The following is a 19273-nucleotide window of genomic DNA, read 5'->3' on the forward strand; positions in this document are numbered from 1 at the left end:
TGTCCTAAAAGGGACACGTACGGTTCTTAGAAGAGGGGAGACAAGCAATTGTCTCTTCTTATTCGACCTAATCTCACCACCCCATCCACATAAAAAAAAAATATAGACACTAACCCACTAAAATGTGCAATTCATCCCCCGGCTTAAAGAAGCCGGAGAATTCTTGCACAATAAAGTTAAAAATTAATAAATTAATAAAAAACCCTATTTTCAAAGTATTAGATAAAATAAGTAGTTTAAAAATTTTAGTTACTAAAGATTAATTTAGAGGGAAGCCTATGTTCTAGTTAGAACTTCTCCAAGTGTTTCCACAATTGGCACAACGAATGAAATTAGTTGGAGCCTCATCAGCAGACCTTGTCTGTACAGTCCACCAATAACCTTTAGTTCCACCACACTTATAGCAGGTTATTGTAGTTGTCGGAAGGGCAACATTGTTTTTATCCGTAACCACCACTTTCATTTCAGGATTCTTTTCACCTTCCATATGATACTGCTCCTCAATATCATCATTTGTCAGTGACTTTTCATATCCGCATCTACATTTAACCTTTCCTTTACTGGGCATTAACATTGCACCACAATCAGGACAAAATTCCATACATTTAACACCATTAAAAATTCGTAAGTATTATTATAATCAAAGTTGTTTATAAAATAATCGATTGATTATGATTTTCTATATAATAGATAATTGAAGATCAACATCATCAGGGCAAAAATTGTCATGTAAAATATAGCATTAAGTATCAGACTAAAATGAACACCATTAAAAATCATCACAAGATGATCGAATGAACTTAAAACACCGCTTCCGAATATCAGAGGCACCAAAATCAAAAATAAAATATCAAAGACTAAAATATTCACTATTACAAATTTAAACCTCTGGGAGTTGTTTTTAAGTTTTCCACCTTCAATAAGAATCTCGGTTCCAAAAACAACTAAAAAATACAATCCAAACAAGTTTCCAATATACATTACTTCAGTGAGGTTGAACTGCAAAAGAAAATAACATGCAACACCAGCAATTATGAATGCTGAGATAAAATTTATAATGCTTGCACGTAAAAAATTAGCTTCAACCATCAAATCACCAAATCACATATTGAAATTTAATATAATATTTGTAATTTGGATTATATAAGATTTAAGAAAAAAAAGTTTAAATGTGAAAGGATTTAACCTTCCACCATTATCAGCTTACCCGTAGCAGGGTCTTTATAGACTTTACCCATTTCAGTATAACCTTGACCAGAACTGTTTGAAGTGTCTGGAGTATCATTTAACTGTTGGCCTTGGTCTACTTGAGTAGTCTTTTGCTGCTGCATCTGTTCTTGAATATTCTGACTTGGATCAATCATTGCCTGCATGTTCCAGCTTATGATAACAAAAACTAAAAAGCCAACTGCAATAACAAGCATTGCATCCACAAGGTTAGATGTACCTGCCATTGGGTCTTCTTCGACTCTTCTTGATCGTCTTCTACTTCGCTTTCTTACCATAAAATCACTATTTATTCATATAATCAAGAACTGCATCAATCAATGCATCCAAATCAGATAAGTATCTGTCATACCAACCAGATCTGATTTTACCTAATACATAACATAATGCACCGGAACCGATACCTACGATTGTTGTGTTGAATGCAACTGTAAGGGAACTTGCAAGGGTGTTAATGTCACCGGCACCTAAAGCCGCAAGTCCAGGACCCATAGGGATTAAAGTACCCATTAACCCTAAAGTCGGTCCGATACGAGTAATAATGTCTGTTTTCTGTAGATTATCTAAAGTTTTCTCTTCTTCAAATTCAAATAGTTTACGTGCTAAAGCTTCTCTTGAAGTATTGCCCAATGCTTCGGAAGATGCAATTTCTGTTAAAACCTTTTTCTGAGATTTTGGTATTTTAGCATCTGAAATAATGTTTTTAAGCTCTTCAACAGAACCTGCAGCATTAATATCATAAATCAAATCTCTGATAGTTCCTACAGGAACCTTTCTTCTTGAAGTATACTCAGCAATCACTCCACCTAAAGAGATAATTGTAATAATCACAATTATAAGCAAAATAACCAATACTGGAATGGTCAAGCTCTGTGAGATTACATCAAGAGAACCTGTTAAAAATTCTCCACCAGGAATATTTAAAGCCATATTTTTTCACCTAAAAATTATTCTAAAAGACTCCTACCTCTTTTAGTTAAAACCATACCTCCAACAATTAAAATAGCGAACGCTAATATTACCATAAGTATGTCTTGAGGAGAACTAATTGAAATAGGACTTACGGTTTTTGTCAAAGCTCCTGCAATGTTTGGAATTACAATCGCTGAAAGCAGGAAATATGCTCCTAAAAGCAACATGAAATTGCCCAATACAATAGGATAAGGTTTGCGTATGAACCTGACAATTGTATTTGATGCCAAATATGTTACAACCATGACTGCCACCAAAGCTGCAGCCGCATACCAACTCAAATTAAGTGAGCTGACACCAATTGTAGGTGCAACAATCAAAACACTTGCGATAATTGAACCAAAACAGCATGGACAAGGAGCTATAATAGCTAGAGAAGTTGCAGTAGATGTATTCTTATCATGTATTTTCCATTCCCTAATTGTAAATAAACCTGCAATAATCATGATTGAAGCCATGATAATATAAAAAATTGTATTATATCCGTAGATGGCCTGTATTAATTGGTCAGCATATAATGAAGCAATAGCAGAAATCAAAACCACTCCACCACCATATGCAATACAGATTATTGCAAATAATTTTTTAGACAAATTAGCCAAACCTGACGCCAATCCTATTTTTACACCAAAAACAAGAACTGAGGCGAAAATACCAACTTGCCACAAAACACTCATCATATCCATATTAATTTCCCCATAATCAAATAAATTTTAATAATTTACAATTAATTATTACTTTAACAAAGTATATAAATTTTTTAACTCGATGTGTAACTAAAGACTCATCAATTAAATTATGTATTTAATAATTAAAAAAAGCATTGGTTTAAAATAGGGAAATTTAAAAAAAAAAAGGCTTTGTAGAAATCCTTATTTTTATTGAATTTGAGTTGATCTGTAAATATTATAAATTGTATTTTTGAGTTTTGTTTCTTTATTTGATAGTTGTAGGGTTCTGCTTCGATTTGTTCCGTTAAATATTCTTTTTATCACGCTGAATATTGATTCTACATTGTTTCTTCTTGAGTATATTTCTTGTTTGAATTGTTTTTTACTTTTTAGTCTATAGTGTCCGTTTTTTGCTCTGGTTTTTAATGGTATTTGATCTTCTGCTTTGGCTTCTTCGTTTATGCATTTTCTGATGGGTTCTGTGTCGTATGCTCTGTCGGCTAGTATGTATTTTGGGTTATATTTTTTTATATTTCTTATTGCTGCGATTGCAAATCGTGTGTCGAATCTTGGGCCTCTTTGGGCTGCGAAATGGAGTATTAATCTTGTATCTACGTCGATTGAAATATGGTTTTTTACGTAGCTTTTTCTTTCTTTTCGCCTTATTATTGCGTAATATTTGTCTGCGTAGTCATTTGTGAAGCCACTTCCATCTAAGGCAATTATTTCGCCAGTTATTTGATGATTTTGCAATATTAATTTGTTTAATTCTTGTAATGTTGATGTTGGTAGTCTTTGAAAGAATTTTTGGAGTGTTGTGTAGTGTGGTACCTTTTTTAAGTGCAAATATTTCTGTATTTTATCAGAAAGTTCTAATAAATCAGTTATTTGTCTGTATGTACTTCTGGTGTAGATTTTCACAGCTAAAAGTGTGAATAATGCAGGTTGTGTGAAATCATGCTTTGAAAAATGGCTTGAATACTTGATTAACACGATTTTTGAGTAATTAAATGTATATTTAATGAATTTTAACAGTTTGTTTGGTCTTATCTCTTTGTTAATTTCTTTAATTTTTTTGAGTGCTGGCTTTTCAAAACCAAAATCCGAAAGATTTAATTGCTTTGAAAACAAACAACTAACTGGAGGATAGGTATTTTCTTGCTTCATAATAATATTTATTCTCCATTTTACTATATATAACTATATATTGCTCATTTTTTTTAATCGATGTGAAATTTCAAGTGTAAAATAAAAATACCGATTCTAAGATTATTCGCTGAAAATTAAAGTAAAAATAGAAAAGAAAAATATTTTTGAAAAATTTTTTGTAAAAATCAGATAGGATTTCTACAAAGCCAAAAAAAATAAAAAAAATATTTCACTTTCGTGAAATACTTATAAATTAACGTTTAGAGTAACTTACACCAAATATTCCGCAAACAAACAATATTGAAGCTAGCGTATACAGGATATTATACGGATTAACGTTACTTCTTGGTATTTCACCCGGCAAATTAGCCCGATTGACAGTGATGTTACTTGAATTTGTTGCATTGGATGCAGTTTTATTCTTAGTAACATTTGTCTTATTTGCCTTTGAAGCATGTTTAACGATTTTACCTGCACAATCAATTGTATCATGAGTGAAATCATAATAATCGGAACCGTGATGAGTTTCTTGATTGTCATCAAACAATCCCAACAAATAAGCAAAGAAATCTCCTTGTTTTTTATGTTCACTTGATTCAATTAATTTACCTACACTAGGATAATATTTTAAGCAATATGATACGAAATCTTTATTATTAGCGTCTTTTACCCATACAAAATAGAATATTAAATCCTTCCATAATGGAGTTTGAATTAAACCTATATTCTTACTTATTTCAGGCCCGAATACTTCAAGAAGACCATAAATAGCCCTTTTAGTATTCATGCCATTGATTTTTGCATAACCTGCCGAAGTTAAAATATAGAACTTACTATAATCTTTTTTAACATTAATGCCACGGGATTTGAAGTAAGATAAAGCCTTATTTGCTGCATCAATACCAATCTGTTTAATTTCAGCTGATGTCAATTTAGCTGAAGATTTATCATTACCCTTACCATATTCATTAATATCAGGATTTAATTTGTTTTCTATTTTCAACATTTCTTTTGAATTTGACTGATCATAACTCATTACGGCAATCATTCCATTTTCAGAAGTGTTATTCTCCATACTCAACCCAATTAAAGATTCACATATTGAATCATTAATGCACACATTGTCATCTGAACTATTATAAGACCAAATAACTGTATCTTCATCAGAGCCCATCGGAACACTCAACAAATACACGTTCGTATTCATAACAGGTTCTTCAAGTTTATTACATCCGAGTAATGTTTGAATCAAATTTTGTTCAAATACCTGTTCAGATAAAAAATGTTTCAGTTCATCACATAAAACACCTTTTGCAACACCACAAGCCAAGAGATTCTTAATATAATCCCAAAGACCAGCGGAAATTTCCGAACTTACATCATCAGAAAATATTGAAGTAATAGCTCCATTTTCATAGAACACCATAGTGAGATATTCACATTTCCTTGAAAAGAATGCAATATCAATTAAATCTGATTTTAATGAAGACAATGTTATAAGATTACCTTTTTCATAAGTTATATATCCATTAGAAGCATCAATTATCCCATTTATAGTATTTTTAATAGCTACGTTATCGATTTCGTTTGAATCAGCAGTTGCAATAACCAAGATTTCATCTGCAGATTTGAAATCAAGTAAATTACATGCAGAGGTTGTTACGTCATAACCAAGTTCATAAGCCGCATCTTTATTAAATTTAAATGAATCAAATTCATTTAATATATTTAATGAATAACCCAAGAGATTTTGATTTAATAATTCAATATCCGCAAATTGTGAATCTGAGCTTTCATCCTCACCAGCACATGAAATCAAATCATCATATGAATCATAGATTTCATCACCACCAGCATATGAAATGAAATCCCCATCATCTGAAACTTCAACACGTTCACAAACATCCGGAAGTGAACTCTCATCGGCCGAAATTTCAACAGAATTTTCGTATTCGCTCGAAAGCGAATCAGAACTTTCGTATGAAGCAGATATTTCATAATTTTCATCAATTTCTACTTGAGCATTTTCTTGATTGAATGACTGTAAATCAACATCCGATGCAGTTATATCACTTGCTGAAACAACTCCCACTAAAGTTAGTGTTAAAATCAACAAAGTAACCATAACAACACCGTGTTTTATCATGAATTACTCCTAACTTTCTGTATAACTAAATTGCGCAATTATACATACATCAAATTAGTAACACCCATAAATTATTATCTAATAAAATACCGGCGCTACTAAATTATATTTTTGATTTTTATTTTAAAAAAAACTTACTGTTAAGCCATTAGAAAATATTTAAAGTTAAAAAAGATAATATAATAACATATTAAAAATTATGAGGCAAAATATGTTTTGGAATGAAAAGATTGAAACAATGCCAAGAGAAGATTTAGAAGAATTACAATTAAAAAAGCTTCAATCGACTGTCAAAAGAGCATTTGATAAAATACCTTATTATAATAAGAAATATAGTGAAATTGGAGTATATCCCGAAGACATAGAAACTTTAAAAGATATTGAAAAGTTACCTTTTATCACAAAAGATGATTTGAGAGAAAGTTACCCATTCGGATTGTTTGCAGTAGATATTGAAGAAATTAAGGAACTGCATTCATCATCAGGCACTACCGGAAAGCCTGTCGTATCCGGATATACCGAAAAGGATTTGGATACCTGGGCAGAAACCATTGCACGTGGATTGACAATGATGGGTCTTGACGAAGGAGACATTCTTCAAAATACACACGGATACGGAATGTTTACCGGCGGTTTTGGAGTTCACTACGGATGCCATAAAATAGGAGCTGCAATAATCCCTATTTCAACAGGTCAAACTCGCAGACAAATAGAAATAATGGAAGATTTCGGAACAACCGGCCTGATTTTTACACCATCTTACGGAATTCACTTGGGAGAAGTTGCAATTGAAGACGGAATTGATCCAAAAGAATTGGGAATCAAAGCCATCGGTTTTGGAGCTGAAATGTGGACAGAGGAAATCAGACAAAAAGTTCAGGACATCTTTGGCACAAAAGCCTATAATATTTATGGATTAACCGAATTGATGGGTCCGGGAGTTGGTGTTGAATGTGAAATGCAGGAAGGTTTGCACATTCCAGAAGACATTTACTATCCTGAAATTATAGACCCAAATACAGGTAAAACATTAGGTGAAAATACCCCCGGAGAACTCGTATTGACAAACCTTGAAAGAGAAGGAATGCCCGTTATTAGATTTAGAACTAAAGATTTAACCAAAATCACTTATGAAAAATGTGGATGTGGAAGAACACATGCAAGGATGAGTAGAATTACAGGTAGATCTGACGATATGATTAAAGTTAAGGGAGTAGCTATTTTCCCATCACAAATTGAAAAAGCATTGCTTAAAGCTGGTGATGTAGAGCCTCATTATTTAATTATAGTTACAAGACCTGGAACTTTAGACGAAATCGAAGTCAAAGTGGAAGCATCACAGGACATATTCTTTGACGGCGTGAAAGAAATGATGGCTGTTCAAGATAAAATCGGCAAATCAATTGAAAATGAAACAGGAATCAGGGTAAAAGTAACATTGGTAGAACCTAAAACATTACCTAGATTTGAAGGAAAAGCAAAAAGAGTTATTGATAAGAGAAACTTACATTAGGTGAAATTTATGAAAATCCAACAATTATCAATTTTTTTACAAAACAGAATGGGCAGTTTATCAAAACCCCTAGAAGTACTTTCAGATGCTGATGTTAATATTAGAGCAATGTGCATGGCTGACACTTCAGAATTTGGTATCCTAAGGCTTGTTGTTGATGATCCTCTTAAAGGAAAAGAAGCTCTGGAAGAAAAAAACTTTCTAGTTAAAATTACAGATATCATTGGTGTTGAAATGAATGATACGCCTGGAGGACTTACAGATGTTTTAAAAGTTATTAAAGACAATGACATTGATTTGGAATATCTTTATGCATTTTCTCATGAAGATGGTGAGAAAGCTATTTTATTACTCCATGCAGAAGATATTGACAATTTAATTTCAATCTTAAATGACAATGATATTGTTGTTGTACCATCCAAAGAAGTTTATAATTTATAAAAAACTTCTTTAATTCCAACCACACCACACATTCTATTTTTAAAAAAAAATGAGTTAAATTTAAAAAAAAGATAAAATAAGAAAGGAAAATGTTATTTTTCAATAACAAATCCATGATTTTGAGCTTTAGTTACAAAAACAGTACCGTTTTCACCAATAATCTCTTTGGTTTTTTCAACTATGTCTTCATTTGATTCATCGAAAATAGTATATAAAACCGGTCCAAATGAAGAGATACCTACACCATATGCACCGGCTTCTTCAATGGCTTTCATTGTTGGTAAATATGAAGCATCAAGTGAATGTTCAAGCTTATTAAAACCAACTTTTTGAAGTTCGCTTACAGCCCATCCAAAGTTTTTAATATCTTTTTCCAGCATAAATGGTACTAAATTCATTAAAATTAAATGAGATACTTTTTCCACTTCATCTCTTGGAATAGGACAGCAGTCCTGGAAAACATTTACCTCATCCTGACCGTTCATATGTTTTTCTATTTTAGGAATGGCTATTAGAATTTTCCATTCTTCCGGAAAGTCATACCTTGCAATTAATGTTGCAGGTTTTGCCTTTGAAGCACCTGAAGGTAAAAATCCAGGTTTTTCTTCAACGCTATGACCTCCATCTAAAATAAATCCACCCAAATCATGAGTATATGTTCCGATTCCGGAGGTTCCTCCTCTTCCAACAATACTGCTTAATTCTCTACTTTCCACTTCAATACCCATTGTTTCTGTTATTAAATGAGCAGTAGAAACAGCAATTTGAGTTCCACTTCCAAATCCAGAATGTGGAGGATACGTTTGATGAACAATAAAATTAAAACCGTCTTCAATATTGAAATGTTGTCTTGTTTTTTCAGCAGCTGTTGGAATTTTCTCACTGCATTCCAAAATCGCTTCATCATCATCAATATTGTCTGAAAATTCAAGAGTTACTAAATTATCATCTCTTTTTTGAATTTCTAATATAAATTGAGGCTCAGCCAATGCCAAACCAATTCCACCATCGATTCTCCTATATGACCCATTCAAATCAATGAGAGACATATGTATTCTTGAAGGTGCTTTAATAATCATTCCTATTCACTTCCATAAAAATATTAATTCCTTTTAAATATTTGTTATCGAAGTTTTATAAAGTTTTTCATTTATTTGACAATATTTCTATCTAAAAAATCAAATTGTCTATGGAATTGATTAATTTTAAAGCTAAATCATATGTAACTTCCATCGGTTCATAAGAATAGCATTCATATACAATAGTTGGTATTCCCGCTTTGGAAGTTGGTTCTGTTATAAAAGGAGGGCTTGTCCTATGCTCCGGAGCATAATATTCAACCCCATCAATTTCCCCAATAAGTATATTCATATATTCGGATGACTTTTCATCAAATCCTGGTGCAAAAATAAAATTAGTTATCTGATAATCGCCAGGGCCGTGACATCCCCTATTCGAGTGAACATCAATGAAAAGATCATATTTTTCATCAATTATTTTAGGCATTATAAATTCCTGAGCAATCAATTGGCCTTCCTTACGCCCTTCAGTTTCACTATCCAATTCATTGACATTAATATTGTAGATATAATAACAATATTTCAAGTCATCTTTAGCTGTTAGCTTGTCAAACAATGCCCTATGAGATTTACTTTCAAGAGGATGCATTCCAATCAGATAAGCAATTTTTACATTGGAATTTACATCACCAAAAGGACCGTGAACATATGCACTTCCCAAATCATTTTCGCCAATTAGTTTAGAATCATATTTTGTAGAGTCAACTTTAGCGCTGTCAGTTGGACCGTCAGGATAGCTCATCATAACACCAAAAAAAAATAAGAAATGACTAGATAAACTAGTCTTCAGAAGGTGATCTTTCACCTAATTCTTTGTTTAATTCATAGATTAATCTGTTATCGCCATCAGCTAATTTAGCTTTAGCGAGTAATTCCATTGCATTTTCTTCTTCTTCAACTTGCTCTTCGACAAACCATTGCAAGAAGTTGTTGGTAGCATGGTCTTTTTCTTCAATTGCTAAGTTAACTAAGTCATTAATAAGACCGGTTACCATTTTTTCATGTTCAAGTACATGTTCAAATGCAGCCAATGGAGAATCCCATTCTGTTTGAGGTCCATCGATTGCAGTTAAAGTTACAGAAGCTCCTCTTCTTATGATGTAATCATAAAATTTCATTCCATGTTCTAATTCTTCTTCTGCTTGTACTCTCATCCAGTTAGCAAATCCTGCTAAATCTTCATCTTCAAAGTAAGCCGCCATGGATAAATACAAATATCCTGAGTAAACTTCAGCATTTAATTGTCCATTTAAAGCTTTTTCCATTTTTTCAGATACCATTTAATATCACCAATATAATTATTAGTTTTTAATTAATATAAAACCTACTAAAATTATATAACTTAAAACTAAATTTAATTATATGATTGAAAAATCCCTTTATGAAAATTACCAAATCAGTTTCAGCGATAATCTTAAACCGGACTTCGAAGATTACCTGTTTGTTTTTAATGAAAACAGAGAATTATTTTTAACACCAAAAAAAGAATTGCCAAAAACGCTTGATGAATTTGACATTGAATTCTGTTTGTTTATTGGAAAATATAACTCCAAAAATTGTTTTGTAGTTAATGCAGATTTTAAAAATGGTTACGACTTAAGAGAAGTTTATGAATTCAATCATGACCTTTATCATATTGCGGGAAAAGCTGTACTGGTCAGAGATTGGTATATATCACACAGGTTTTGTGGAAGATGCGGAACAAAAACACAATTAGATGAAAAGGACATGATGTTAAAATGCCCAAGTTGTGGTCAAGTGCACTATCCTCGCATCGCTCCTGCAATTATTGTAGCCATCAGAAAGGATGATGAATTGCTGATGGCCAAACACAGCTACCATGACAATATCCGATATGCCTTGATAGCAGGCTTTGTAGAACCCGGCGAAAGCATTGAAGAAGCAGTTCACAGAGAAGTTCTAGAGGAAGTAGGCATCAAAATCAAAAACCTGAAGTATCAGCGCAGCCAATCATGGCCATTTCCAAATTCATTGATGCTGGCATTTACCGCAGAATACGAATCCGGAGACATCAAGGTAGACGGCGATGAAATACTTAAGGCCAACTGGTTTAAAAAAGATGAAATAATCAGATACAACTCAGACATCAGCATTTCAGACTGGTTGATTCAAGATTTCATAGACAAAAAATATTAAGTTAAATACTTGAATCCCCTTACCATCCTTTAATGGTATTCAATGCAATAATGCCCATCTTCAGCCTTCTCAAACCATCTTCCAATAATTCCTGAGGGCATGCTATATTCATCCTCAAGAAATTGTCACCATTCACACCAAAGTCTATTCCTGCAGATAAAAATAGTCCCTGGTTTGTTCTTAAAAATCCAGACAATACCTTAGAAGGAACATTCAATGCAGAACAATCCAGCCACAACAGGTATGTCGCATCACAGTCAACCAATTTGACAATCGGCAGTTCTTCAGCCAAATAACCCTTGACAATCTGTTTATTCTTATATAATTCCTCCCTTAGCTCTTCAAGCCAATCCTCAGAATTGCCATATGCTGAAATTACTGCAGTTGCTGCAAATACATTGCATGAATCAGAATTGTCAATATGCATTTGGGTTTTTATTTTTTCCAGAAGTTCAGAATTTGTTGTTTGAACAATGGAACTTTGAAAACCCGCAATATTAAATGATTTTGAAGGTGATAAACATCTTATAACATTATCAGATGATTTAAACGGATTGTATTTAACATGAGGATCTGTCAAATCACAATGAATTTCATCAGAAATTAAAACAACATCATGCTTTTTGCACAATTTTTCAATCTTATCCAATTCCTCAGATGACCATATCTTACCAATAGGATTATGAGGATTGCACAAAATCATTAATTTAACTTTGGATAATTTTTCATCCAAATCATCAAAATCGATTATGTATTCACCATTTTCATATATCAACTGATTTTCAAGAACCCTGCGATTATTATCTTCAATGACATAGAAAAATACATGGTAAACCGGGGTCTGAATTAAAATTTCATCACCAACATCAGTTAAGCACCTAATCATTGAAGATATAGAAGGCATTACTCCTATTGAGTAAAGCATGTCATTTTTTGACATTTTTAAATCATATCTTTTATCCCACCAATTAATATATGCCTCAAACAATTCATCCGGAACTATAGTGTAGCCATATATCGGATGGCTTGCCCTTTTTTGGATTGCATTTTGGATAGCTGGAGCTACTTTAAAATCCATGTCAGCTACCCACATAGGCAAATCATCATCAAAATAATCCCATTTTAGAGAATTTGTGCCCTGTCTGTCAATGATGCTTTTAAAATCATTTTCAGTATTTTTCATAATGAATTCTCTCTTTATCGAATTTATCCATGAATTTGTTTTCCCAGCCTTCAGCAGGATAGCCCAATGTTATTATACAATAAGGTTTGGTTTCGCTAATGTCATCAATTCCAATAATCTCACCAATTTTTGCCATCCTTTCTTCTTCAGGTGCAACTCCATTCCAAAGACCACCTAAACCCAGGTTAACTGCTTCAAGCAACATATTTTCAGCAGCAGCACCCATATCCTGTTGCCATACGGTTTTATAAAATGCCCTTTCAATATTTGCAACAAGAACAATAGCTACTGGCGCATTTGTTACGCGAGGTTTGATTTCACCTAACCTTGCCAAAGTCTCTTTGTCTTTAACAACAACAAATTCCCATGGTTCAGCACCCAATCTTGATCCGGGTGCTTGCATTCCAGCCCTGATGATTTTTAAAATATCTTCATCACTTACTTCCTTATCATGATATTCACGAATGCTTCTTCTTGTATTAATGATTTCTTCAAATTCTACCATATAATCACTACATTAATTTAATTCATTTAAATATTAAAAAATTACTGTAAAAAACATCGGATAGAAAAAAAAAGAATTAAAAAAAAGTGGAATATTAGAATTTTGAATTTTCAAATGACCTGAATCCAATATCATTTTTTCCACAATACTCTTTAACATGATTTATTATCTCGGAAAAATCATCATCAGAACATTCATTTTTAAAATGGTACACTATTGGTTGAGCATTTGTGTATACAGTTAAAACCAAATAATCCCTACCATAAACACTTACATCAATAGTATTGAATATCTGAATACTTTTTATAATGTCTGATTGGATTTTTCCAACTGATGCCTCGTTTCCAAATGATTTGATTTCACTCTTTTCATACATTTCATGTAATTTAATAAGCTTATCATCATCAGTCAAAACATCATTATCGGGCTCAATTTCACTTAACTTATCTTTGAAAAGTTTGGCATTGTGCAATTTTTCCTGAACTTCCAATAATTCCTTTTCCAGTTCTTTTTCCTCTTCCAAAAGAGAATTTATGAATGCTTCACTGCTATTGTTGAAGTTTTCATACATTTCCAAAACATCTCTTGGAGACAATATTGAATTATTTTTAAAAAATTCTTTAGTATGAGGTTTTACACGAATACTTAAAGTTTTTAATTTTTCTTTTCTTGATTTTGAAGAGCTTTCAAAGAATTCTTCAGCAAATTCATTTCCTCTTTTTTGAAAAGCTTTCATTCTTGAAGTGAATATTTTTTCAAATTCTTCACGGGACATATCTTCAGGAAAATTGAATTCGAATTCACCCGGAGTGTATGATCCACCGAATCTTTCATTTCCAAAGACAAATTTTTTTGAATTATTATTTTCGTTTTTCATTATACCACCACAAACACGTATACATAATCTATTTTTGTATACAATTAAATATTGTGATGACATACTATTTAAATGTATGCATTTTAAAAAAAAGTATACTTAGTATTAATCCAAATAATCAGCTATTTGTCGACCTGTTGGAGTCAATCGATAAACTCTATTTCTTTTGTCTTCTTCATTAAGACAAACAACAACACCCAACTCTTTTAATTCCTTAAGTATACCAGAAATATGATTAATACGAATATCAACATCTTTAGCAATTTGTGAAGGAATTTTATCCCCCTCTTTTAATGACTTTACAGTTTTTAATCTATAAGAAGAAATATTAATCCGAGCCATTAATTTTAGCATTTCATCATCCATACCTCAACACCATTCCATAATAAAATAACTCAGAACTAATATAAACATTTAGCCACACATCTAAAACAAGATTAACTACACAATTCAACACCCATGTTAAAAGCTTTTTCCAAATCCAGAGAAAATTGATTTTCTTTTAATTTCAGTTTATTTTTCAATTCCTCATTTTCTAATGATTGCTTATACTCCCAATTAGTAATCACTCTAGAAGAGAAAAACAATACTTTTCCGTTGAACATTTCAAGCAAACCTTCCGATTGCTTAAGATGAGGACGTACAGACTCTTCAAAATATTTCACCGAATATTCCATAGAATATATTAAACCAACATTAATCTTGCCCTTAAATGTATTGCCTGTTTTAAATGAAACAATGCAATAAATCAATCTCTCGATTAAAGCCCTATAATGACTGGTTGGCTCTGTAAAAAATATTGGAGTTGCAATGATAAGGCAATCGGAATCCAAAATTCTTTCAATCAATGGAGAAACATCATCTTTCCAATAGCATTTGCCAACCTTATCATCATTCTTACAAATTGAACAATTTCTGCAACCACTCAAATCCAGCTTATACAAATCAACATATTCAACATCAGCACCAGCAGAATCAGCACCTTTCATTGCCGATTTAGCAAGTTGTGCATTAGAATCTTTTCTTTTAGGTCCTGCATTAATAACAATTGCTTTCATGCAATCACCCCTTACTCAAATTTGCAGCAATTTCAAAAGCATTTTCCAAATCATTTGGAAACTGTAAAATAAGTTGCTTTTCTTTTGCTTCCTGTGAAAAACCTGCCATATTGTATTCCGAATATTTGTGAACCTGAAGAGTATCACATACAGGATATGATATGACTTCACCATTTAAAAATGAAAATAAAAATTCAGTGCTTGACAGACTATCCTTCATTGACTGTTCATAAAACTCCAAAGGAGCATTCATCGTGTAAAAAATCCCCACATTCACCTTTCCGGTATAATAGCTTGAACCGTCATCATATGACATTATACAAAATATCAATCTTTCAACCAACGCCCTGAATTCACTGGTAGGCTGGCCAAAATAAATAGGAGAACCAATAATCAATGCATCTGAATCAAATATCTTTTCAATCAAAGGTGATAAGTCATCTTTCCAATAACATTTGCCTTTAGTTTTATCTTTTCTTTTACATATAAGGCAGCTTCTGCAACCCTTAAACACCAAATCATATAAATTCACATATTCAACTTCAGAACCAACAGATTCAGCACCTTTACGTGCTGCATCCAAAACTTCAGCAGTATTCCACTTTTTTCTTGGACTTGCATTAATTATAATAGTTTTCAAAAAACCACCTATTTACTTAATTCAGCGCCAATTTTAAAAGCAGATTTCAAATCAACTGGGAATTGTTTTTCATGATTTAATTTTTTATCTTCCTCATCAAATGCAGACATTGCATATTTGGAATAATCTTTAACCTGCAATGTGTTAAATACCGGGTAAATTTTAACTTCCCCGTTTAACATTTTAAATACTTCTGATGAACTTTCGAGATATTGCTCCATCATAGTTTCATAATAATCTTCAGGAGCATTCATTGTGAAAAATAAACCTACATTAACCTTACCTTCATAATAAGAACCGAAACCATCATATGACAATATACAAAATATCAATCTTTCCATCAAAGCACGATAATGACTTGTTGGTTCATTGAAATATATCGGAGAACCTATAAGTAATGTATCGGCATCTAAAATTTTTTCAATTAATGGAGATACATCATCTTTCCAGTAACATTTACAACGGTCCTTACCTTCTCTTTTACAAACAAGGCAACTCATACATCCATGTAACTCCAATTTATATAAATCAATGTATTCAACTTCAGCACCAGCAGATTCAGCACCTTTTGCAGCTTCCATCATTACCTGAGCAGTATTCCATTTTCTTCTTGGACTTGCATTAATAACTATAGTTTTCAAAAAACCCCTCCATAACTAGTTAATAATTAATATATAGTTAATGTTTAAAAAAAGTATTTAAAGAAATATAAGATTATTCAAGAAAAAAAATTAAAAGTAGTTAATAAAGGTGTGAATAAACACCTTCTTCAAAAATTGGTTATCTTTTTGCTTCGATAACAGTTTTTCCATTCATGTAAGGGACTAACACTTCAGGAACTTTAACACTACCGTCAGCCTGTTGATAGTTTTCCAAAATACAGCACATTGTTCTTTCAGTTGCAATAGCAGTACTGTTTAATGTGTGCAATGTTTGAGCATCACCTGAACCTGCTCTTCCGAAACGGGTTTTGGTTTTACGTGCCTGATAATCTTTACAGTTTGTACATGAAACCAATTCCCTGAATGCACCGGAACCTGGGAACCAAGCTTCCAAATCATATTTGATTGCCGCATTGTCATTTAATGCTGATGATACAATAGCTATAATCTGATATGGAAGACCTAATTTCTGATAAATCCTTTCTGTTACTTCCATCAAGTGATCATGCTGATTTCTAGAGTCTTCAGGTGTTGAATATATGAACTGTTCAATCTTTTCAAATTGATGGACTCTGAATATTCCTAATGTATCCTTACCGTGAGAACCTGCCTCTTTTCTAAAACAGGTTGAAAGTGCACAATATCTTAATGGTAAATCTTCTGGAGAAATAATTTCATCCCTGTGAAGAGCGGCCAATGTCTGTTCTGCAGTTGCAATAAGATACATGTCCTCATTTTCCACTTTATATAATGTCTCTTCGAATTCACCCAATTCAGAAGTTTCTGCTGCAACTTCACCTTTAACAAAGAATGGTGTTTGCATTGGAATATAACCTTCACTTTCAAGTTCTGATAAAGCAAATTGAATCAATGCCAAGTTTAAATGTAAGATATCTCTCTTCAAGTAGTAAAAACGAGCCCCTGCAATGCTTGCTGCAGTCTCAAGGTCTGCACCATCAATTTTATTAATCAAGTCCACATGATTTAACAGTTCAAAATCATGTTGCGGGATTTCACCAAATGTCCTAACCACCACATTATCGTCTTCAGTATCGGACACCGGCACATCTTCATCAATTATGTTTCCCACTTTATATCTATAATCATCTCTGAGCTTTAGGTATTCCGCATTTTTAGCAGTCAATTCTTTAATTTCTGCTGCTACCTCTTTAGACCTTTTGATTACCTCTTCCAAATTGCCTTCTTCCTTTGCCTTCTTGAATGATTTGGACAATTTATTTTTCTCAGACCTTAAAGAGTTAAGTTTCCTTTCACCTTCTCTCCAGAATGTATCATATTCAATTACTTTTTCAACATTATCTGTGTCTCTAAATCTTTTCTTTTCAGAGTCTATAATGATTTCAGGATTTTCTCTGAATAATTTTATATCTAACAATATTTTGTCCCCTAAAATATTTAATCACTATAAATTATGATTTTTCTATTTTTTAAAGTTAATGTTTGAATTATATACTAAACAGTATTTTTTAAAGAAATTTAAAAAAAAGTAGTAAAAAATATGGCACCGCCCACCATATTCAATTAATTATTTTAGAGCAATGTTTCTCTAAATGTTTCTTTTACATCATTTTTAATTTTATCAGAATAAGTTTCACCATCAACACCAATCATTGCTATTTCATACAATACCTTGTTTAATGATTTTCCTTTTTCTGTTAAAATGTACTTTACGTTTTTCCTATCGCATTTATCAACAATACGATGGATTAAACCATTTTTCTCCATATCTTTTAAGCAGTTGCTTAAAACTTTATTTGAAAGATCGGGTTTATCTTCTTTAAATTCATGAAAACGGGATTTACCAAAGAATAAATCACGTATGATCTGAATTACCCATTTTTTATTTATTAATTTAACAACTAATTCTATAGGACATGATTTAATATGCTTTAAGGTTTCCATGAGCATTACCTCCTAAAAAATAGATAGGTTATTATGACTTGTTATTCATCATATATAAACTTTACGGTATTGAAGTGACCAAAAGGTTACAAAAAGCTTTTATATACTATAAGTCTAAGTTGGAAGTAGAAGTTGCACGAATGTAACTTCTAAACTTTTGGAGATGGCAAAAAATAATAGAATAAACGAATGGAATGAAAATGAAATGTTTTCCCTCATCAAAATAGCACAAGATGTACTGAATGCCGGTTCAATTAAAACACAATATATTAAAACAAGTTGCTGTTCGATACAACAAAAATTACTGCAAGCCCGCGCAGTATCTATTCAAAACCAGTTGTCGTATCGATACAGAAATAGTAAGATCAATCAAGTCTTATTCAAATATTTGAAAAGACCAGTATAAACAAGTTGTGATTTGATTAAATCAAGTGCCAAAGAATAGTTAATCCCCATTTGGATTTCATTGGATTTCCCAATAAGGAATTTTTTGAGGTGACATTATGTCCCCCCCATTTTCCGAACCTCATATCCCAAGTTCAAATTCCTCCAAAATAAGGGTAAAATCAAAAAATTCCGCTATCTCTTTTATAGCAATTTTTCCTCCCATTCTTTGACTTTAAAACCAACTAAAACAAAATCATCCCCAACAAGTATTGGTCTTTTTACAAGTATGCCGTCGGTTGCCAACAAATCAAATTGTTCTTCTTCAGACATGTCTGGAAGTTTATCTTTTAGTTTTAATTCCCTATATTTCATGCCACTAGTGTTGAAAAATCTTTTGAATGGTAAATTTGATTTTTCCCACCATTCCTTGATTTCATCGGCTTGAGGATTATCTTCAACGATATGCCTTGACTCGTATTCAATGGCATTTTCATCTAACCAGTTTTTAGCTTTTCTACATGTTGAACATTTCGGATAGTTTACGAATAACATAATAATAGATTTGATTTACAGTTTAAAAAAGGTGGCTCTTTCAAAAACTTAATTGATTTTGATTAAAAAAATTTTTGAAGAGAAACATTATTTTCTTTTCTAATTTTTCTTTATTTTTAATTTAAAAGTAG

Annotated in this window: 23 protein-coding genes; 3 read left to right on the forward strand and 20 right to left on the reverse strand. The window is 32.1% G+C overall.

All coding sequences use genetic code 11. The features are described 5' to 3' along the window. Positions 1-283: 283 nt before the first annotated feature. The 7 genes from QZN45_RS09990 to QZN45_RS10020 form a co-directional block, all read right to left on the reverse strand. Positions 284-601, reverse strand: a complete 318-nt coding sequence (locus QZN45_RS09990; protein ID WP_292883225.1) for a transcription factor S — start codon at positions 599-601, stop codon at positions 284-286. 68 nt (positions 602-669) lie between these two features. Beyond that, positions 670-1089 (reverse strand): hypothetical protein, encoded by a 420-nt coding sequence (locus QZN45_RS09995; RefSeq protein ID WP_292883222.1) that lies wholly within the window; start codon positions 1087-1089, stop codon positions 670-672. 92 nt (positions 1090-1181) lie between these two features. Continuing rightward, on the reverse strand, positions 1182-1505 hold the full coding sequence (locus QZN45_RS10000) for a DUF2149 domain-containing protein (RefSeq protein WP_292883219.1): 324 nt from the start codon (positions 1503-1505) through the stop codon (positions 1182-1184). A gap of 7 nt (positions 1506-1512) precedes the next feature. After that, positions 1513-2157 carry a MotA/TolQ/ExbB proton channel family protein gene (locus QZN45_RS10005; protein WP_292609854.1) on the reverse strand — a complete coding sequence of 215 codons (645 nt, stop codon included), beginning with the start codon at positions 2155-2157 and terminating at the stop codon, positions 1513-1515. Positions 2158-2174: 17 nt separating this feature from the next. Further along, entirely contained in the window at positions 2175-2885 is a 711-nt protein-coding gene (locus QZN45_RS10010; RefSeq protein ID WP_296800328.1) for a DUF2162 domain-containing protein, read from the reverse strand. A 192-nt stretch (positions 2886-3077) separates the two neighbouring features. Then, on the reverse strand, positions 3078-4037 hold the full coding sequence (locus QZN45_RS10015; RefSeq protein ID WP_296812736.1) for an IS5 family transposase: 960 nt from the start codon (positions 4035-4037) through the stop codon (positions 3078-3080). Positions 4038-4272: 235 nt separating this feature from the next. Further along, positions 4273-6165 carry a hypothetical protein gene (locus tag QZN45_RS10020; RefSeq protein WP_296812738.1) on the reverse strand — a complete coding sequence of 631 codons (1893 nt, stop codon included), beginning with the start codon at positions 6163-6165 and terminating at the stop codon, positions 4273-4275. 211 nt (positions 6166-6376) lie between these two features. On the opposite strand from QZN45_RS10020, the gene QZN45_RS10025 reads away from it, so the two are divergent. Both QZN45_RS10025 and QZN45_RS10030 read left to right on the forward strand, forming a co-directional pair. Beyond that, entirely contained in the window at positions 6377-7678 is a 1302-nt protein-coding gene (locus QZN45_RS10025) for a phenylacetate--CoA ligase family protein (protein ID WP_292881285.1), read from the forward strand. 9 nt (positions 7679-7687) lie between these two features. Then, positions 7688-8119: an acetolactate synthase gene (locus QZN45_RS10030; protein WP_394340032.1), complete on the forward strand. Its 432-nt coding sequence runs from the start codon at positions 7688-7690 to the stop codon at positions 8117-8119. A 92-nt stretch (positions 8120-8211) separates the two neighbouring features. On the opposite strand, the gene QZN45_RS10035 is transcribed toward QZN45_RS10030, so the two are convergent. From QZN45_RS10035 to QZN45_RS10045, 3 genes are all read right to left on the reverse strand, one after another. Next, on the reverse strand, positions 8212-9198 hold the full coding sequence (locus QZN45_RS10035; RefSeq protein WP_292609857.1) for a beta-ribofuranosylaminobenzene 5'-phosphate synthase: 987 nt from the start codon (positions 9196-9198) through the stop codon (positions 8212-8214). A 91-nt stretch (positions 9199-9289) separates the two neighbouring features. After that, on the reverse strand, positions 9290-9940 hold the full coding sequence (locus tag QZN45_RS10040) for an adhesin (RefSeq protein ID WP_292609858.1): 651 nt from the start codon (positions 9938-9940) through the stop codon (positions 9290-9292). Between the two features lie 37 nt (positions 9941-9977). Next, a complete protein-coding gene (locus tag QZN45_RS10045) occupies positions 9978-10478 on the reverse strand; it encodes a ferritin (protein ID WP_292609859.1) in 501 nt (166 codons plus the stop codon). Positions 10479-10560: 82 nt separating this feature from the next. Between QZN45_RS10045 and nudC the strand changes: the two genes are divergently transcribed. After that, positions 10561-11355, forward strand: a complete 795-nt coding sequence (gene nudC / locus QZN45_RS10050; RefSeq protein WP_292609860.1) for an NAD(+) diphosphatase — start codon at positions 10561-10563, stop codon at positions 11353-11355. Between the two features lie 19 nt (positions 11356-11374). On the opposite strand, the gene QZN45_RS10055 is transcribed toward nudC, so the two are convergent. The 10 genes from QZN45_RS10055 to QZN45_RS10100 all read right to left on the reverse strand — a co-directional run bounded on the left by QZN45_RS10055 (position 11375) and on the right by QZN45_RS10100 (position 19142). Further along, positions 11375-12538: a MalY/PatB family protein gene (locus tag QZN45_RS10055; RefSeq protein WP_292609861.1), complete on the reverse strand. Its 1164-nt coding sequence runs from the start codon at positions 12536-12538 to the stop codon at positions 11375-11377. Further along, a complete protein-coding gene (locus tag QZN45_RS10060; RefSeq protein ID WP_292609862.1) occupies positions 12525-13043 on the reverse strand; it encodes a nitroreductase family protein in 519 nt (172 codons plus the stop codon). The genes QZN45_RS10055 and QZN45_RS10060 overlap by 14 nt, the downstream gene beginning before the upstream one ends. 94 nt (positions 13044-13137) lie before the next feature. Beyond that, the gene (locus QZN45_RS10065; RefSeq protein WP_292609863.1) at positions 13138-13920 is read right to left on the reverse strand and encodes a hypothetical protein; all 783 of its coding nucleotides are present in this window, start codon (positions 13918-13920) and stop codon (positions 13138-13140) included. Between the two features lie 105 nt (positions 13921-14025). Continuing rightward, positions 14026-14286, reverse strand: a complete 261-nt coding sequence (locus QZN45_RS10070) for a winged helix-turn-helix domain-containing protein (RefSeq protein WP_292609864.1) — start codon at positions 14284-14286, stop codon at positions 14026-14028. 71 nt (positions 14287-14357) lie between these two features. Continuing rightward, positions 14358-14978 carry a flavodoxin family protein gene (locus QZN45_RS10075; RefSeq protein ID WP_292609865.1) on the reverse strand — a complete coding sequence of 207 codons (621 nt, stop codon included), beginning with the start codon at positions 14976-14978 and terminating at the stop codon, positions 14358-14360. A 4-nt stretch (positions 14979-14982) separates the two neighbouring features. Beyond that, the gene (locus QZN45_RS10080) at positions 14983-15618 is read right to left on the reverse strand and encodes a flavodoxin family protein (protein WP_296812745.1); all 636 of its coding nucleotides are present in this window, start codon (positions 15616-15618) and stop codon (positions 14983-14985) included. An 8-nt stretch (positions 15619-15626) separates the two neighbouring features. Beyond that, entirely contained in the window at positions 15627-16259 is a 633-nt protein-coding gene (locus QZN45_RS10085) for a flavodoxin family protein (RefSeq protein ID WP_296812746.1), read from the reverse strand. Positions 16260-16398: 139 nt separating this feature from the next. Beyond that, positions 16399-17676 carry a serine--tRNA ligase gene (gene serS, locus QZN45_RS10090; RefSeq protein ID WP_296812748.1) on the reverse strand — a complete coding sequence of 426 codons (1278 nt, stop codon included), beginning with the start codon at positions 17674-17676 and terminating at the stop codon, positions 16399-16401. Between the two features lie 155 nt (positions 17677-17831). After that, the gene (locus QZN45_RS10095; protein WP_292609492.1) at positions 17832-18203 is read right to left on the reverse strand and encodes a helix-turn-helix domain-containing protein; all 372 of its coding nucleotides are present in this window, start codon (positions 18201-18203) and stop codon (positions 17832-17834) included. 588 nt (positions 18204-18791) lie between these two features. Continuing rightward, entirely contained in the window at positions 18792-19142 is a 351-nt protein-coding gene (locus QZN45_RS10100; RefSeq protein WP_296812750.1) for an arsenate reductase family protein, read from the reverse strand. Between the last annotated feature and the right edge of the window lie 131 nt (positions 19143-19273).

Origin of the sequence: uncultured Methanobrevibacter sp., assembly GCF_900314695.1 — an archaeon.
In the GTDB taxonomy this organism is placed as follows: Archaea; Methanobacteriota; Methanobacteria; order Methanobacteriales; family Methanobacteriaceae; genus Methanocatella.